Source organism: Albimonas pacifica (assembly GCF_900113695.1).
Lineage (GTDB): Bacteria > Pseudomonadota > Alphaproteobacteria > Rhodobacterales > Rhodobacteraceae > Albimonas > Albimonas pacifica.
This window is the reverse complement of the sequence record NZ_FOQH01000002.1, coordinates 341,900-357,570: the sequence shown is the minus strand read 5'-3', so window position 1 is coordinate 357,570 and position 15,671 is coordinate 341,900. Positions and strand designations below refer to the sequence as shown.

Below are 15,671 nucleotides of genomic sequence, written 5' to 3'. Positions count from 1 at the left end.
GGTCCTTCACGGGATCAGCCGGCGGGAGGAGGCGGAGCGCGGCGCCCGGCCCCCGGGTCGAAGAGGGCCGCCGCCTCGGCCGCCCCGCAGGGCATCCCGTCGGCGAGCAGCGCGTGCGGCCCGTCGGCCAGCTCGGCGACCCAGAGCGAGCCGCGCGGCCGCGCCGCCAGCCCCTCCAGCGCCGCGGCGAGCGGGGCGGAGGGAGCGGGGGCGGCGGGGATCATCGCGGGCAGCGCCTCGGCCAGCCGCTCGGGCGCGGCGTCGAGATGCAGCATCGACAGGGCGGCGGTCTCCAGCTCCTCGAAGTACGGCGCCGCGGCCTGCCAGGCGGCGGGGGCGGAGGCGTCGGTCTCGGCGGCGAGGCACAGCGGGAACTGCCGCCCCACCCGGTCGACGCTGGGCATCATCACCCCGACCGCGCCGCGCGGCCCGCAGAGCCCGGGCGACAGGGCGAAGCGGCGGACGGGGGCGGAGAAATAGGCCGCCCGCCACCCCTCCCCCAGGGCGTCGCGCCCGGTGCGGATCAGCGCCTGCATCCAGGCGTCCCAGGCGGCCACGAAGCCCGGCGTCAGGCCGCGGCGGAAGAAGTCCCCCCGCCCCGGCGCCTTGCCGTACCAGCCCCAGGGGCCCGGCGCCGCGGGCGGGGTCAGAGCGAGCTCGGGCATCGGAACCCCCGGACGGCGGACCCGGAGAACGGGTTCAGCGCGGAGCCGGCGCGCAGCTGGAAGATCGCGATGCGCCCGCCGATGTTGAAGATCACCCGGTTGCGGTCGGTGACGTTGGTGCGGCGCAGCTCGGCCGCGTCGAGCAGCCGGAACCAGGCCCAGGGCCCCTCGCGCGAGAGCGTGTTCTCGATCCCCGCCTGCGCGGGGCTCATCGCGACGCGGGTGCGCCCGCCGGCCGCGCCGGGCCATTTCAGCGGCGTCACCTCGGGCGGCCCGTGGGCGTAGGAGACCTCCTGCCCCTCGATCTCCACCACCACCTGCTGGACGTTGGGGTCGAGCGCCACCGGCGTCAGGTCGAAGGTGATCGCCGGCTGGCCGGGGGCGAGGAAGAAGCTGTCGCGGATCTCGGCCGCCTTCTGGAACTGGGCCAGCACCGCGTCGGAGATGCCCAAGTCCACGTCGTTCACCCGCTTCCACCGCCAGGGCGAGGCGGCGGCGTCGACGAAGGGCAGCAGATGCTCCTGGAAGAAGCCGTCGATCAGCCCTTGCGGGCCGAACAGCCGCCCGAAGTCCTGCAGCGCCACGTCGGCCGCGGCGGAGCGGTCGAAGGGATAGCGCCCCTCCAGCGCGCGGGAGCAGAATGGATGCACCTGCGCCTGCCAGAGCGCGTTGAGCTCGGCCCGCGCGCCGCCCACGGCGACGCCGGAGGAGGCGGAGGCCACCTGGCTCGCCCAGCGGTCCATGGGCGCGGGCAGCCGCCCGATCCGCTCCTGCAGGCGCGCCGCGGCGCCGCCCCCCTGCCCGGCCAGCGCGGTCCCCGTATCCTGGCCCAGCGACAGGCGGTTGAGCTCGCGGTAGACCTCGGTGAGGCTCGCCACCACGCCGTCCAGCTCCGAAGGCGCGCCCTGCGGCGCCTCCACGAAGGCGTGCAGGGCGGCGAAGCGGTCCTCGACGAACTGGCCGGGCCGCTCCGGCACGGCCTCGCCTGCGCCCGGGGAGGCGGCGGAGATCGCGTCGAACAGCGCCTGCCCGCGGGCGTCGAGCGCGGAGACCGCCTCGGTCCGCGCCAGGTCCGCCGCCGCGCCGGCCGCCCCCACGGCGGCGCCGGCGACGCCGGCCTCCGGCGGCGGGCGGCTCAGGCGCGTCTCGCGCGCCACCGCCTCGAGGATCGCGACCAGCGGCGAGGTGGGGCCCGAGAGCACGTTCACCACCTCGGTCGCGTGGCTCAGGCTCTCGACCGGGACCACGTCGATGTCGGCCAGCAGCCCGTCGTAGCGGGAGACGTAGTCGGTGTAATAGAGCCCCAGCACGTCCCGCCCGATCCGCGCGAGGCCGGCGGGGGAGGTCTCGACCTCCCCGCGCGGGCCCAGCACCCAGGCCTCGTCGCGCACCCGGGCCGCGATGGAGAGCACCTCGGGCAGCACCAGCCGGTGGAAGGCCGCGCGGGTGTAGACGCCCTCGACCCCCTCCGACAGCGGCTTGCCCGAGGGGCGCAGCAGCACGCGCGAGGCGGCGGGGCCGCCGGCCTCGGTCAGGCGGAAGGCGGGCAGGTCGCGCGCCTCGGGACTGCCGACGATGGAGCGGTAGACCCGCTCGGCCAGCGGCGTCTCCGACAGCAGGCCGCGGACCTGGTCGACCAGCGGGCCGTTCAGCGCGATCTCGCGCATCGGCTGGGCCAGCATCCGGTCGAGGTGGAGGGCGAGCGACGCCTGCGCCGCCTCTTCGCCCGGCAGGGCCACGGCCCAGTCGACGCGCATCCAGCGGCGCACGATCTCGGGCGCCATCGGGCCCTGGAGACCCAGCATCAGGTAGACCTTCAGCGCCTCGAACAGCAGCTCGGGGTCGTTGAGGCTGGCCTGCATCTGCGTCTCCAGCCGGTAGAGCAGGCGCGGCAGCAGCAGGGCGTTGAGGGCGGCGCGATAGGCCTGCGCGCTCTCGGTCCCCACGGCGTCGCCCTGGTAGAGGCCGAAGGTCTCCTCCACCGGCGGCTCCGGGTCGCCGGCGGCGGGGTTGCCGGGCAGGCCCAGCAGCAGGTCCAGCGCGGGCAGGACCGAGGCGAGGTCGTCGTCGCCCACCGGGCTGCCGGGGATCCGGGCGGCCAGTTCGCGGAACTGCGCCGCGCGGTCCTGGGCGCCGGCGATCAGGGCGGCGTTGGCGCGGTAGCTGACGGTCCAGGCCGCGCAGGCGCCGGCCAGCGCCAGCACGCCCGCCGCCGCCGCCCCCCGCCGGGTCCAGCGATAGCGCCGCTCCACCCGGTCGTCGGCCGAGACCAGCCCCGCCTCGGGGAACACCACGCCGGTCAGCAGGCGGGTGAGGAAGTAGCTCCGCCCCTGCCCCGCGCCCGACCCCACCGCCTGGCGCGAGATCCCGAAGGTGCGCGCCATGCCCGCCATCAGCCGGTCGATGGGCGCCCCCTCCTGCGTGCCGGAGGTGAAGTAGACCCCGCGCAGGAGCTGTCGCGCCTCGTAGCGGCTGTCGCGGAAGACGTCCGACAGGAACCCCTCCGCCGCGCCGCGCAGGGAGGCGACCTGCGAGGGGAAGCCCTGCACCAGCGCCCGGCGCTGGGGGTCGCTCTCGGCCTGCATCCGCTCGAGCGAGCGGTTCTCCAGCCGCTCCAGCAGCGCCTCGAACTCGGCGCCGAAGCCGGCGAGCGGCGCGCCCCGGGGCTTCTTCTCGTAGGGCAGCGTGAAGCCCCAGACCTGCTCGCGCTCGGCGGCGCCGAGATCCTCGAAGAACTCCTGGAAGCCGGCGATGCGGTCGGCCTTGGTGAAGATCACGTAGACGGGGAAGCTCACCCCCAGCCGCTCGCGCAGCTCGGCCAGGCGATTGCGCACGGCGCGGGCGTGGTCGCGCCGCTCCGCCTCCGACTGCACGGCGAGGTCGGAGAGGCTGATCGCCGCCAGCGCGCCGTTGATCGGCTGCCGGCCGCGGTGCTTCTTCAGCAGGTCGAGGAACCCGGTCCAGGCCTTCGCGTCGGCCTCGCCGCCGCTCTCCTGCGTGGTGTAGCGCCCGGCGGTGTCGAGCAGCACCGCCTCGTCGGTGAACCACCAGTCGCAGTTGCGCGTGCCGCCGACGCCCCCCAGCGCGGTCTTGCCCATGCGCTCGGCCAGCGGGAAATGCAGGCCGGAGTTCACGATGGCCGTGGTCTTGCCCGCGCCGGGCGGGCCGATGATCACGTACCATGGAAGCTGAAACAGCCGCCGCGCGCCGAAGCGGCCGCGCATCCCCCGGCCGCGCAGCACGCCCAGCGCCTCGGCCATGCGGGCGCGCAGCTCGTCGAGCTCGGCGGCGGCCGCGGCGTCCTCGGGGTCGGCGACCTCCTCCACGATGGCGCGGGTCATCGCCCGGTCCCGGCCGCGCCGGCGCAGCAGGATGGCGAGGCAGGCGATCACGACGAAGGCCGCGAGCGCCCCGATGGCCACCAGCCGGCCCCACAGGCCGTCGAAGGGCCGCGCCTCGCCGATGGCGAGCAGCGGCCCCATGAACCAGATCGCGGCCCCGAGGATCGCCCCGAACAGGACGAGCGCGAGGATCGCGGGATCGAAGAGGGCGCGGATGCGGTTGAGGATCATTGCTCAGCCTGCCTTCACCAGGAGGATCTCGATGCGCCGGTTGCGCGCGCGGCCCTCGCGGGTCGCGTTGTCGGCGATGGGCTCGTCGTCCGCCCGCCCCTCCGCCGTCAGGCGCGAGGGGTCCGAGAGCGCCGCGGCGATGCGGGTCATCACCGACTGGGCGCGGGCCAGCGACAGCGCGAGGTTCGAGGGGAAGCGCGCGGTGCGGATCGGCTGGCTGTCGGAGTGGCCCGCGACGATCACCCGGCCCGGCTCCTCCTCCAGCGCCTGGGCCACCCGGTCGACGACGGCGACGAAGCGGGGCTCCAGCGCGTCGGAGGCGGGGGCGAAGATCGCCTCGCCCGTCAGGCGCACGGTCAGGGCGTTGCCGGCGGCGAAGACCTCGACCAGCCCCTCCGCGATCTCGGGGGCGAGGAACTGCGCGAGGCTGCGCGTCTCCTGCACGGGTTCGGGGGGCGGGGGCGGCGGGGGGGCGGCGCGGGCCAGCGTCACCGGCCCGTCGGGGCGCAGGGCCTCGAGCTGGCCGCGCAGGCGCTCGGTCTCCCCGCTCAGCGCCCAGGAGAAGGCGAGGAAGGCCACGCAGGCGCCCGCCAGCGTCAGCCCCGCGATCAGCCACACCGGCGTCCAGGCCGAGAGGGGGCGGTGGGCGAGCTCCAGCCCCTTCCAGCGCGGCGCCAGCTCCGGCTCCGCCGCGCCGCGCTGGGCGCGGATCAGGCGGGCGAGGCCGGCGCGGATCTCGCGGTGCTTCTCGGCGCCCTGCGGCTCGACCCGCAGGCGGCCCTCGAAGCCGAGGCTGAGGCAGACGTAGAGGAATTCCAGCAGGTCGCGGTTCTGCGAGGGCTCCGCCTCCAGCCGCTTCAGCAGGTCCCAGACCCGGTCGCCGCCGTGGGTCTCCTTGTGGAAGGTGCCCACCAGGGATCGCTGGGGCCAGACGCTGCGCCCGCCCCAGGGGGTGTTGAGCACCACGTCGTCGAGCGTGGCGCAGAGCGCATATCGCGCGAGCTTCACCGTCTCGGCCGGGTAGCCGGCGCGCAGGGCGCGGGTCTCGAAGGCGCGGATCTCGCCGATCACGCTCTCGCGCAGGGCCGCGGGATCGGGGTGCTGGGCGCGGTTGCGCAGCCGCCCCACCAGCGAGAACAGGGTCGAGGCGGCGGCGTTCAGCGGGTTGAGGCCGGTGGCGGCGGATTCGATGGCGACCTCCGCCCCCGCCGCGGCCGGCGCGGAGGCCGGCTGCGCCCCGGGCGCCGGCGCCGCGGGGTCCGGCGCGCCGGGCGCCGGCATCGCCGGCGGCGCCCCGACGGCCGCCGCCGGGCGGCGCCCGCCGGGGTTGGGGATGATCACCGTGCGGTCGGTGTCGGCGGGCTCGGCGAAGGGATCGTCGCGGTTCATCGTCGTCTCCTTCCCGGCCTCAACCGGCGTTGCGCACGGCCCAGAGCTCCATCGAGAGCCCCGGGAACTCGCCGGAGACATGCACGGCCATGCCCCCGGAGGTGGTCATCTGCCGCCAGTAGGGGCTGTCGGCCTCGAGCTCGAAGTAGACGGAGCCGGCGTGGAACGGGATCTGGCGGGGCGCGACCGGCAGCGGCCGCAGCCCGATCCCCGGCAGGGCCGAGTTCACCAGCTGCCGGATCTCCTCCACCGGCCCCAGCTTGGCCTGGGAGGGGAAGTAGCGCCGCACGCTCTCGGCCGGCACGTCGGCCTTCGCCGCCAGCACGAAGGTCGAGCTGGTCAGCAGCCGCCGGTCGGCGATCTGGGCGACCGAGACGCCGTACTTGCGCGGCTCGATCGGGATCGCGACCGCGTTCTGCTCCAGCACCGAGGACAGGAACTGGCGCAGCGCGCGGAACAGCGGCTGGAAGGTGTTGGTCAGGTCGTGGTGGCGATAGGCGGGATAGTCGTCGGGCAGCTTGTCGGCGGCCATGAAGCTCGACAGCTCCCCCGCGAGCCCCGCCAGGAAGCGGTGGATCTCCTGCGGGTGGGCGTTCTCGATCCCCAGGATCTGGCGGATCTGCGGCAGGGCGCGGTTGAGCGAGATCAGCAGCAGGTAGTCGGCGATCTCGGCCACGCCCTTGGCCGCGCCCGACTGGGTCAGGCGGCCGGCCAGCGCCCCGGCCCGGTGGGCCAGCATCCCCTCCAGCTCGCGCAGGAAGGCGTGCAGGGCCGGGGCGGCGCGGGCGTCGGTGCAGGCGGGCACGAAGGCGCGGTCGAGCACCACCTCCCGGTCCGGGCGCACCTCGATGATCCGGGCGATCGGGATCACGAGCTGGTCGGAGAGGTCGTCGAGGTCGAGCGCGAAGGACATCCTGAGCTTCGCCACCGCCAGCCGGAACGGGCGCCGCTCGCGCCCCATGGTGTCGGCGACGTCGATCTCGGCGGGCAGGTAGCGCGCGGCCGAGCGGGGGTCCCCCGACAGGTCCACCTCCGCCGCGCCGTGGCGGCGGCTGGGCACGGCGAGGTAGACGACGGCGTTCTTCACCTGCTCGGGCACGTCGAGCGCGGGCGGATGCTCGTCCACCGCCGGCACGCGGAACACGGCGCCGTCCTGGGTCAGGCCGGTGCAGCTCTTCACCGCGATCTTGCCGAGCTTGAGCAGCGCCTCGTCCAGCGTCAGCTCCCGCACGCCCCAGGCGTAGGGCGCGACGCCGGAGGCGAGGCCGGCGACGAGCGCTTCGACGTAGCGGTCATGCTGCTGGAAGTGATGGGGCTGCAGGAACAGCCCCTCGCTCCACAGGACCTTGCTTTCCCAGGACACTGGCGGCGTCTCCTTCGAGGCGGGTCGATCGGGGTCGGTCTCCGGCGGAGACGTCATGCCGTCAGTGCCCGGCAGGGGCGGTTTCGGTTCACGCCCCCGAACGACCGGCGCCGAATAATCTCCCGAAGGACGCGCCCCCCGCTCAGTCCCCGAAGGCGACGACGGCCGAGCCCAGCGTGACGACGCGCACGTTGGCCGCGTTGGGCGCGAGCGGCGCGCTCGCGCTCCACCCCGGCTGGCCCACGTCGCGGAACCCCGCGACCACGCCGACGACGGCGGGGGTCGCGGCGGGCTGGTCGAAGGTCTTGGAGATCTCGAGCGTCTCGCCCGGCGCCAGCAGGTGGGCGTCGACGGCGACGAGATCGGGGCCGAGCGTCGCCTCCGGCGCGCCGAAGACGGCGAAGAAGTCGGCCCCCTCGAACCGCGCGGCCGAGCGCAGCCAGTAGACCTTCGCCTGCGCCGGCAGCCCGCCGTTCAGCGCGGGCGTGGCGGTCAGGGTCAGGGCCACGGTGGTGGGCGGCGGGGGCGGCGGCGGCCCCCCGCAGGCGGCGAGCGCCAGGGTCAGGGCCAGGGCGGCGGCGGCGGCGCGCGGTCTCATCTCTCGTCCTCCAGGGTCCTGAGCTGCGCCGCGTAGGCGCGGGCGAACTCCTTGCCGAAGGTCGACTGGAAGTCGTCCTCCGTCTCCCGCGCGATCTGCGCGTACATTCTCTCGTAGGCTTCCCAGTAGCGGGCCTTCTTCCCCCCCAGCAGGCCGCCGAGGGAGGAGCCGGTCTCGATCCGCCGGGCCAGCGCGTCGGGGCCCAGGCGCGCCAGCAGGTCCTTCAGCGCGGCCTGCATCCCCGACATCATCGCCACCTCGTGCGCCTTGACGTCGTCGAGCGCTTCCCGCGCGGCGGCCTCGGCCTCGAGGTAGCCGGGGGCGGAGGGGCGGATCATCGCCTCGACCGCCTGCTCGGCGCTGACCGAGAACTTCAGCGGGTTGTTGCCGCCCATCGAGATCATGGTGCGGTCCATGCGCATCTCGCCCTTGATCGAGGCGCGGGTGAGCAGGATGTCGCGCAAGCCCCCCACCATCGCCGCGAAGACCCGGCCCATGCGGGCCATGGTCTCGGCGAGCTCGGCGTCGGGGATCTCGGCGCGGCCCATGCCGGCGGCGGCGAGGAAGGCGCGCGCCGCGGCCTCCCGTCCCCCGTCCCCCGGGGCGGGCGAGGCGGGCTGCGGCGGCCGGGGGGCGCCTGGCGCGGACGCAGGCGCAGGCGCGGGCAGGGGCGCGGGCGCGGCTTCGGGGGCGGACGCTGGGCCGGCCGGGGGCGTCTCGAACAGGTCGTCCCAGTCCTCGGGGATCACGGCGCCGGCGGCGCGGGGGGCCTGGAAGTGGTCCTGGGCCGCGGGCGAATGATCCGCCGCGCTGGCCCCGCCCCAGCCGCTCGCAGACGGGCCCGGCTCGGCGAGCGGGTCGTCCCAGGCCGGCGCCCGGGGCGGGCCCCAGGCGGGCGGCGGCGCCGGCCGCGCCGGGGGCCCGCCCAGGATGTCGTCCAGGAAATCGTCCCCGTCCCCGCCCAGCGCGTCGAGCGGGCTCTCGCCCAGCGGCGCGGGCGGCGGGGCGGCGGCGAGCGGGTCCGCGGCCTCGGGCGCCTCGGCCTCGATCTCCACCACCAGCTCGTAGCCGCCCACCCCGATCACGTCGCCGTCGTCGAGCGGCGTGGGCGCGTCGCCCAGCCGCTCGGGCGCGTAGTTGAGGAAGGTGCCGTTGGTCGACAGGTCGACCACCACGTAGTCCCCGCCCCGCGCCTCGATCACGCAGTGGCGCTTGGAGAGCGTGCGCTCGGGATCCGGGAGCGTCAGGTCGTTCTCCTCGCCCCGGCCGACGGTCAGCACGCCGCCGGTCATCTCGACCGCGGCGCGGGCGCCCGGCTGGGCGCCGGAGGTCTGGAAGCGCAGGCGCAGGGTCATCGCTCAGCCTCCCGCCAGCACGGTGAAGCAACCCATGACGATCATGCCGCCATGGCCGGACGTGTCGCTCAGCCGCGCCAGCGGCCGCCCCCCGACCATCACCGTGGCCGAGCCCTTGTTGATCAGGTCCGGCGGACCCACGCAGGCGGTCACGGCGGTGGCCGCCGCGGGCGGCGAGCCGGCGATCAGCGCGCCCAGGAAGGGCGTCGCGATCGGCCCGCCCACATGGGGGATCGGGCCCGTGCACATCGGGCAGACATGCGGGTCGGCGACCCGGGCGGCCGGCAGGGTCATGACGCGGCCTCCGTCCCGGGCGCGGATCGGACCGCGGCCCCGGGCCCGGCCCCGGGCCCGGCGTCAGCCGCGGCTTCTGGCGCAGGGTCGGTCCCGGCCTCGGACCCGGCGTCGAGCGAGGGGTCGGGCGCCCGCCCCCCGCCGCCCCGGGCGATGTCGAGCGCGCGCGCGACCAGCCAGGCGCCCTGCGCCGCCGCCCGCTCCGCGTCGCGGAACATCGACAGCACCGCAAGCGCGTGCGCCGCCCCCGCCACCGCCCCCGGAGGCGCGGGGTAGTCGTCGAGCTCGCCCGGCCCCAGCGTGCCGTCGGCCATCGAGGCCGCCATCGCGCACAACGAGGTGTCGTCGAGGTGATGGGCCGCCTCCAGCGCCGCCCGGGCGCGGGCGCGGGTCTCGGGGCCCGGCCGCAGCACCCAGGCCTCGGCCGCCGCCAGCGGCGTGGGGGCCGCGCGGTCGGCGGGCAGCAGGTCGCGCGCCGACAGGCACGCCCACCACACCGCCTCGCGCGGGGGGAGGGCGTGGGCCAGCAGCCGCAGCATGTCGACCGTGGCGCCCTTCGCCTCCAGCTCCGCCAGCACCTCGGGGACCAGCGCCCGGGCGGGGGCCTCGACCGGGGTCTCCAGCACCGCGCCCACGCCGGCCAGGATCTTGGCCGCCGGCTCGGGCGAGAGCTTGCGGAGCCCCTCGAAACGCATGGGACGGGTCATCGCCGGGCCCTCAGTTGATCAGCGTGATGGCGCCCTTGGCCATCAGCAGGCCGGAGGACTTGAGCTGCGCGAACCCGCCCTCGAGCTGGAGCATCCCGCCGCCCTTCAGCGCCGCCATGCCCTTGCCCTCCAGGCTCAGCTGGCCGGAGGCCGAGACCGTCGCGGTCCCGCTCGCCGCCACCTCCACCTGGGGCGAGGAGATCGAGACCTTCGAGGGCGTGATCTCGAGCTTCGAGGCGCCGCATTTCAGGACGATCTTCGTCTTCGCCGAGAGCTCCAGCGTGGTCCCGACATCGAGCTCCATCGATTTCGAGACGGTCTCGCGCGCCGCCCCCTTCACGGTCGCCCGGCGGTCGCCGTCGACCGTCAGCACGTCGTCGGCGCCGATCTCGGTGGTGCGCGTCTTCGCGATCGAGACCGCCTCCTCGCCCTTCTCGACGGCGAAGCGGTGGTTCCCCTCGACGATCCGCTCGGTCTTGTCGCCGTGGATGGTCTGCTTGAACGTCCCGGGCGTCTTGTGGCCCAGGCCCACCGTGATCTCGGCGTTGTTCTTGACGATCTGGGTGAAGTCGCGCTCGGACTGCAGGCGCACGAACTCGGCGTCCTTGCGGTCCTCGAACACCAGCTCGTGGAAGCCGGTCCCCTTGTCGGAGCTGCGCGTGCGGATGCCGCTGCGGGTGCGGTTGGCGGGCAGCGGCCAGGGGACCCGGCTCTCGCCGTTGTAGACCATGCCGGTGACCAGCGGGCGGTCGGGGTCGCCGTCCTCGAACTGGACCACGACCTCCTGGCCCAGGCGCGGCAGGCCGACGAAGCCCCAGCCCTTGCCGCTCCACGGCGAGGCGGCGCGCACCCAGCACGAGGCGTGCTCGTCCTTGCCGCCCTCGCGGTCCCAGTGGAACAGGACCTTCACGCGGCCGTGCTCGTCGGTCCAGACGTCCTCGTCCTTCTTGCCCACCACCACGGCGGTCTGCACGCCGGGGATCTCGGGGCGCGGCGTCTCGCGCCGCGAGCGGTAGGGCTCGTTCGCCGGCTGCGCCTCGAAGGTGCAGCGGTAGCGGTCGCGGTTGCGCCCCTCTCCGAAGTCGAGCGCGGGGCCCAGGATCGCGTGGACCAGCTCGCGCTCGGCCCCCTCCACCTCGATCTGCATCCGGTGGCGGGCGGCGATCACCAGATACTCGCGGTTCTCGGCCTTGCGCGGATGCTCCCTGAGCTTGAAGCGCCCGCCCGTCGCCATCTGGCGCACGTTGCACGCGCCCTGCACGCGCAGGGCGGCGGCGGCGAAGCCCTCGACCATCACGCGGGCCTGGTGCTCGCCCTCCTGCTCGCCGGCCTGCGGCTCGCGGTGGCGGCCGGCGGGGGCGTAGACCTCGTAGTTGCGGAACCGGTGCAGGCCCCGCGGCGCCGACTTGCGCACGGCCAGGTCCGAGCTCGGCCGCTCGGGGTCGTAGGCGTGCAGGGCGACCTTGCCGGTCTGCACCCGCTCGATCCCGCGCCATTCGAAGACATGGTCGTCGGCGCGGCGGTACTCGGCCTCCTGGAAGTGGAAGTCGAGCGAGGGGTGATCCGTCAGCACCCGATGCGCGCCGGCGTCGTCGGCCAGCACCAGCGTCTCGCGCGTCCGGTCGTGCTCGAAGAAGTAGTAGATCCCCTCCTCCTCCATCAGCCGGGAGACGAAGTCGAAGTCGCTCTCGCGGTACTGCACGCAGTAGTCGCGGGGCTTGAACTTGCGGTTGGTCGCCACCCGGTGATCCGAGACGTCATAGCCCCCGAACACCGCCGCGATCACCTCGATCACGGTCTTGTCCTGGAAGATCCGGCTGTTGGCGCTGCGGGTCAGGAACCACAGCCAGGGGCGCACCTCGGCGCGGAAATAGCCCGCGCCGGCGTGGGCGCCGAGATACTCGGCCGCCACGCAATGCCCCTGGAAATACCGGGTCCTGCCGTTCGGCGCGTCGATCTCGAGGCGCATCCGCTCGCCGACCAGCTTGCCCAGGTCGAGGTCGAGGTCGGGGGCGCGGAACTCGATCGTCGTCTCGCTCAGCCGGCCCAGGCGCTCGTCGACCTGGGCGCGCATCAGGAAGCCCTTCAGCGCGTTGGGCAGCGCCAGGCGCAGGCCGCGGTTCTCGGGGATCGGGGGCGTGGCCATGGCTCAGCCCTCCCCGCCGTCGAGGTCGATCCAGGCCAGCTCGTCGTTGCGCTCCAGCCGCGCGACGATGGCGGGGTGGATCCCCCACAGCGCCTCCCCGGCGGCGCCGCGCGCGTGCAGGAAGCGGCGCATGTCGCTGTCGCCCTCGAAGCGCAGGCAGCGCACGGGGGTCGGATAGCCGGGACGGTTGGCGAGCAGCGCATCGAGATGCGCCTCCCCGGCCAGCAGCCAGAAGCGGCCCTCGACCCGGGCCAGCACGATGGCCCCGGGCTCGCCCTCGGGCGGGATGGAAGCGAGATCGCGCATCACAGGTCCTTCAGCAGGGCGGCCAGGTCGGGGTCCATCTCGTCGTCGTCGCCGCCGGCGCCGGCCTCGGGCGCGGGCTCGCCGACCGAGGCGAGCAGCGCGTCGAGATCGGAGAGCGCGTCGTCGCCCTCCTCCCCGGGCGCGGCGGCCCCGGCGGGCGCCGCCTCCTCCAGCGAGGCCAGCAGGTCGTCGAGCTCGGACGCCCCGTCGTCCGCGACGCCGCCGCCCTCGGGCGCGGCCTCGGCCGGATCGTCCGCCGACAGGGACGCCATCAGCGCGTCGAGCTCGGAGAGCGCGTCGTCCGCCTCCCCGTCGCCGGGGGCGGCCTCGGCCGGATCGTCCGCAGACAGCGAGGCCATCAGCGCGTCGAGCTCCGAGAGGCCGTCGTCCTCCGCGGCGGGGGCGGCGGCGCCCTCGTCCAGGGCGCCGAGCAGGTCGTCGAGCGCCGACAGCGCCGCCTCGCCCTGCGCCTCGTCCGGCACGGCGGCGGCGGAGGCGGCGGCGGGCGCGGCCTGGGCCCCGCCGGGCTCGGCGTCGACGCTCGAGGCCGGCGCGCTCGCCCAGGGGCCGGCGAGGTCGTGGCCGGTCAGCGACTGGAACGAGCCCTGGCGCACCACGTTGCGCCCCTTGATCGAGAGCAGCGGGATCAGCCCCCGCTCCACCGCCTTCGCCGCGGCGGAGCCGTCGAGCAGCCGCTCGGTGCAGGGCAGCGCCTCAGGGTCGCCGTGGGCGTCCACGACGTGGTGCAGCGGCATGTCGTCGAGCGCCATGATCTCGCCCAGCCGCATCTTCGCAGGCCCCATGCGCTCGGCCGTCTCCGCCATCAGGATCGCGGACAGCAGGGCGGGATTGGCCCAGAGCATCCCCTGCAGGCCGTCGCGGGTCTCGAACTCCTCGAAGGCGAAGGGCTCCACCGGCTCGGTCCTGCGCCCGTAGGGCAGGCGCAGCCCGAAGCCCGGCGTGGCGAGGCCGACATAGCCCGCCGCCGGCAGGGCGCGCAGCTCGTCCCAGGCCTTCGCCACGTCGGGGGCGCGGTCCTTCAGCGGCGTGTCGAGCGTCTCCGGCGCGACGGCGGCGGTGAACGGCGCGTCCATCCAGGCCGCGATCCGCCCCATGCGGGCCAGCAGCGCGGCATGGGCCGGCGTCTCGGACAGGGTGTAGAGCCCAAACACCGCCGAGAAGGCGCCCTGCCCCTCGTCCAGCCGCGGCGCCTCGGCGAGCATGGCGAACAGGCCGCTCTCGCCCAGGTCCTCCTGCGCGGCGAGGTCGGCGGCCCATTCGGCGGCCGAGACGTCGTAGAGCGCGATCTCGCAGCGCCCGCCCCCGACCCGCCGGGCCAGCAGCTCCAGCGAGCGCCAGGCGGCCTCGACCGCCTGGAACTCGGGGTGGTGCAGCACCGCGCGCATCGCGTCCGAGAGGGCGGCGTCCACCGCCGCGGTCAAGCTCTCCTGCCGCGGGTCGGGGGCGGCCTGCACATGGGGGCCGACGATGCGCCGGATCAGCGCCTCGGCCGGGCCGGCGACGCTTGGGGCGGCGGGGGCGCCGATCAGGGCGCGGAAGTCGCTCAGGCGCTCGCCCGCCGGGACCTGGCCGCCGCGGGGGGCGAAGACGGGGGCGGGCGCCTCGCCGCTCCAGCCCGCCACCTCGGCCAGCGCCGCGGCCTCGCCCCGGGCGACGCGGGCGCGCAGGCCGGCGAGTTCGGCGAAAAGCTCCACGTTCTCGAACAGCGCGTCGGGATGCAGGTCGTCGAGCGAGGCGAGCGGCGCCTCGACGCCCGCGCCGTCGGCGCCCAGCGGCAGCGCCAGCGTGACGGCGAGGCGAGCGATCGCGGCGTCGAGGTCGTCGATGTCGAGCCGGATCGGCTTGCGCGCGGCGAGCGCGGCGCCGGTCTCGTGCAGCCCGCGCGCGGCGCGGGCGGAGAAGTCGCCCAGCAGCGCGATGCGGAAGCGGGGCCGCTCCACCGCCTCGGGGCGCGGACGCGCCAGCCGGCCGAAGGGCGCCTGGGGCGGGCCGTCCTCGACCGCGGGGCCCGGCGCCGGGGCCGCCGGCGCGGCGGGGGCCGCCGCGGGCTCAGGCGCCGCCGCCGGGGAGATGTGCGGTGCAGGCGACTCCGCCGCGTCGCCCGCACCGCCCCTGTCCGCGAGGTCGCCGGACAGGGATTCCTGAGACGGGATCGGCCCGCCCGACCGCAGACCGGCGAGCGCCATGGCGGCCGCCTCCTCCGCGGTCCGCGGCGCCGGCGCCGCGGGGGCGGCGTCGCGCAGCGCGGCGAGCGCCCCCTCCGCCGGGTCGCCGGCCGCGGCCGGCGCCGCGGGCGCCGCGGGCGCCGCGGCCCGCAGGGCCTCGAACGCCGCGCCGGCCGCATCCTCCTCCGGCGGCGCCGAGCGCGGGGCGTCGCGCAGCGCGGCGAAGGCCGCGGCGGCGGGATCGGACGGGGCGGCGGGCCGCGCCGCCTCTCCGGACGCGCGCAGGGCCGCGAGCGCGGCCCCGGCGGCATCCGGCGTCTGCGCCGCCGGCCGGGGCGCCGCGCGCAGCGCGGCGAAGGCGGCGGCGGCGGGGTCGGGCGCAGGCGCCGCAGGGGCGGCGGCGCGCAGGGCGTCGAGGGCGGTCGCGGGCGAGGTCTCGGGCGCGGGGCCGGCGTCGGCCTGTGGCGCGGCGGCGGCGAGGGCGCCCAGCGCCGCGGGGTCGGCGATCAGGCGGGCGATCAGGTCCTCGGCCCCCGCCTTGCCGTCCATGTAGGTCAGCAGATGGGCGAGCTGCGTGCGCGCCTCGAGCAGCTTCGCCAGCGGCGCGATCCTGCCGGCGACCGCGGCGGGGGAGAAGTCGTCGATCCGCTCGAAGGTCAGGTCGACGGGCAGGTTCCCCTCGCCGGTCAGCGTGTTGGGGACCGAGAACGCGGCCCGCGGCTTCATCGCCTTCAGCCGCTCGTCGAAAGTGTCGACGTCGATCTCGAGGAACCTGCGGTCGGCGACGGCGGGCTGCGGCGCGGCCGAGGCGCCGGCGAGGTCGGCCATCACGCCCATCACGAAGGGCAGCTGCACCGACTTCCGGGCGCCGTAGAGCTCGACGTCGTATTCGATCTGCACGCGCGGGGCGCGGTTGCGGGCGACGAATTTCTGGCCGCTGGCGGACATGGGCGAACCTCCGATCCCGCCTCCCCCGGCCCGCTGACCGGCCCGGCGAGGCGTCTCACCTGGTCGTTAGTGCGCGCAGGGCGCGGGAAGGTTCGCAGGGCGGGAGGATTTTCGCCGCCCCCGCCCCCCCTTCCGTCGCGCC

Annotated in this window: 11 protein-coding genes; all 11 read right to left on the bottom strand. The window is 75.9% G+C overall.

What is annotated here, in order from left to right; all coding sequences use genetic code 11:
* Positions 1–14: 14 nt before the first annotated feature.
* A complete protein-coding gene (tagF, locus tag BM064_RS04390) occupies positions 15–665 on the bottom strand; it encodes a type VI secretion system-associated protein TagF (RefSeq protein ID WP_092858252.1) in 651 nt (216 codons plus the stop codon).
* Positions 647–4,237: a type VI secretion system membrane subunit TssM gene (tssM, locus tag BM064_RS04385; protein ID WP_092858250.1), complete on the bottom strand. Its 3,591-nt coding sequence runs from the start codon at positions 4,235–4,237 to the stop codon at positions 647–649. Before tssM ends, tagF begins: the two co-directional genes overlap by 19 nt.
* A gap of 3 nt (positions 4,238–4,240) precedes the next feature.
* Positions 4,241–5,626: a type VI secretion system protein TssL, long form gene (gene tssL / locus BM064_RS04380; RefSeq protein WP_092858248.1), complete on the bottom strand. Its 1,386-nt coding sequence runs from the start codon at positions 5,624–5,626 to the stop codon at positions 4,241–4,243.
* 19 nt (positions 5,627–5,645) lie between these two features.
* Positions 5,646–6,989: a type VI secretion system baseplate subunit TssK gene (tssK, locus tag BM064_RS04375; RefSeq protein ID WP_092858246.1), complete on the bottom strand. Its 1,344-nt coding sequence runs from the start codon at positions 6,987–6,989 to the stop codon at positions 5,646–5,648.
* Between the two features lie 142 nt (positions 6,990–7,131).
* Positions 7,132–7,587, bottom strand: a complete 456-nt coding sequence (gene tssJ / locus BM064_RS04370) for a type VI secretion system lipoprotein TssJ (protein ID WP_092858244.1) — start codon at positions 7,585–7,587, stop codon at positions 7,132–7,134.
* On the bottom strand, positions 7,584–8,942 hold the full coding sequence (tagH, locus tag BM064_RS04365; RefSeq protein ID WP_092858242.1) for a type VI secretion system-associated FHA domain protein TagH: 1,359 nt from the start codon (positions 8,940–8,942) through the stop codon (positions 7,584–7,586). Before tagH ends, tssJ begins: the two co-directional genes overlap by 4 nt.
* Positions 8,943–8,945: 3 nt before the next feature.
* Positions 8,946–9,236: a PAAR domain-containing protein gene (locus BM064_RS04360; RefSeq protein ID WP_092858240.1), complete on the bottom strand. Its 291-nt coding sequence runs from the start codon at positions 9,234–9,236 to the stop codon at positions 8,946–8,948.
* On the bottom strand, positions 9,233–9,943 hold the full coding sequence (locus BM064_RS04355; protein ID WP_218160951.1) for a DUF6931 family protein: 711 nt from the start codon (positions 9,941–9,943) through the stop codon (positions 9,233–9,235). Before BM064_RS04355 ends, BM064_RS04360 begins: the two co-directional genes overlap by 4 nt.
* A gap of 10 nt (positions 9,944–9,953) precedes the next feature.
* Positions 9,954–12,089 carry a type VI secretion system Vgr family protein gene (locus BM064_RS04350; RefSeq protein WP_092858238.1) on the bottom strand — a complete coding sequence of 712 codons (2,136 nt, stop codon included), beginning with the start codon at positions 12,087–12,089 and terminating at the stop codon, positions 9,954–9,956.
* A 3-nt stretch (positions 12,090–12,092) separates the two neighbouring features.
* Complete coding sequence (locus BM064_RS04345) at positions 12,093–12,395, bottom strand: hypothetical protein (RefSeq protein ID WP_092858236.1); 303 nt, start codon at positions 12,393–12,395, stop codon at positions 12,093–12,095.
* A complete protein-coding gene (gene tssB, locus BM064_RS04340) occupies positions 12,395–15,529 on the bottom strand; it encodes a type VI secretion system contractile sheath small subunit (protein WP_092858234.1) in 3,135 nt (1,044 codons plus the stop codon). Before tssB ends, BM064_RS04345 begins: the two co-directional genes overlap by 1 nt.
* Between the last annotated feature and the right edge of the window lie 142 nt (positions 15,530–15,671).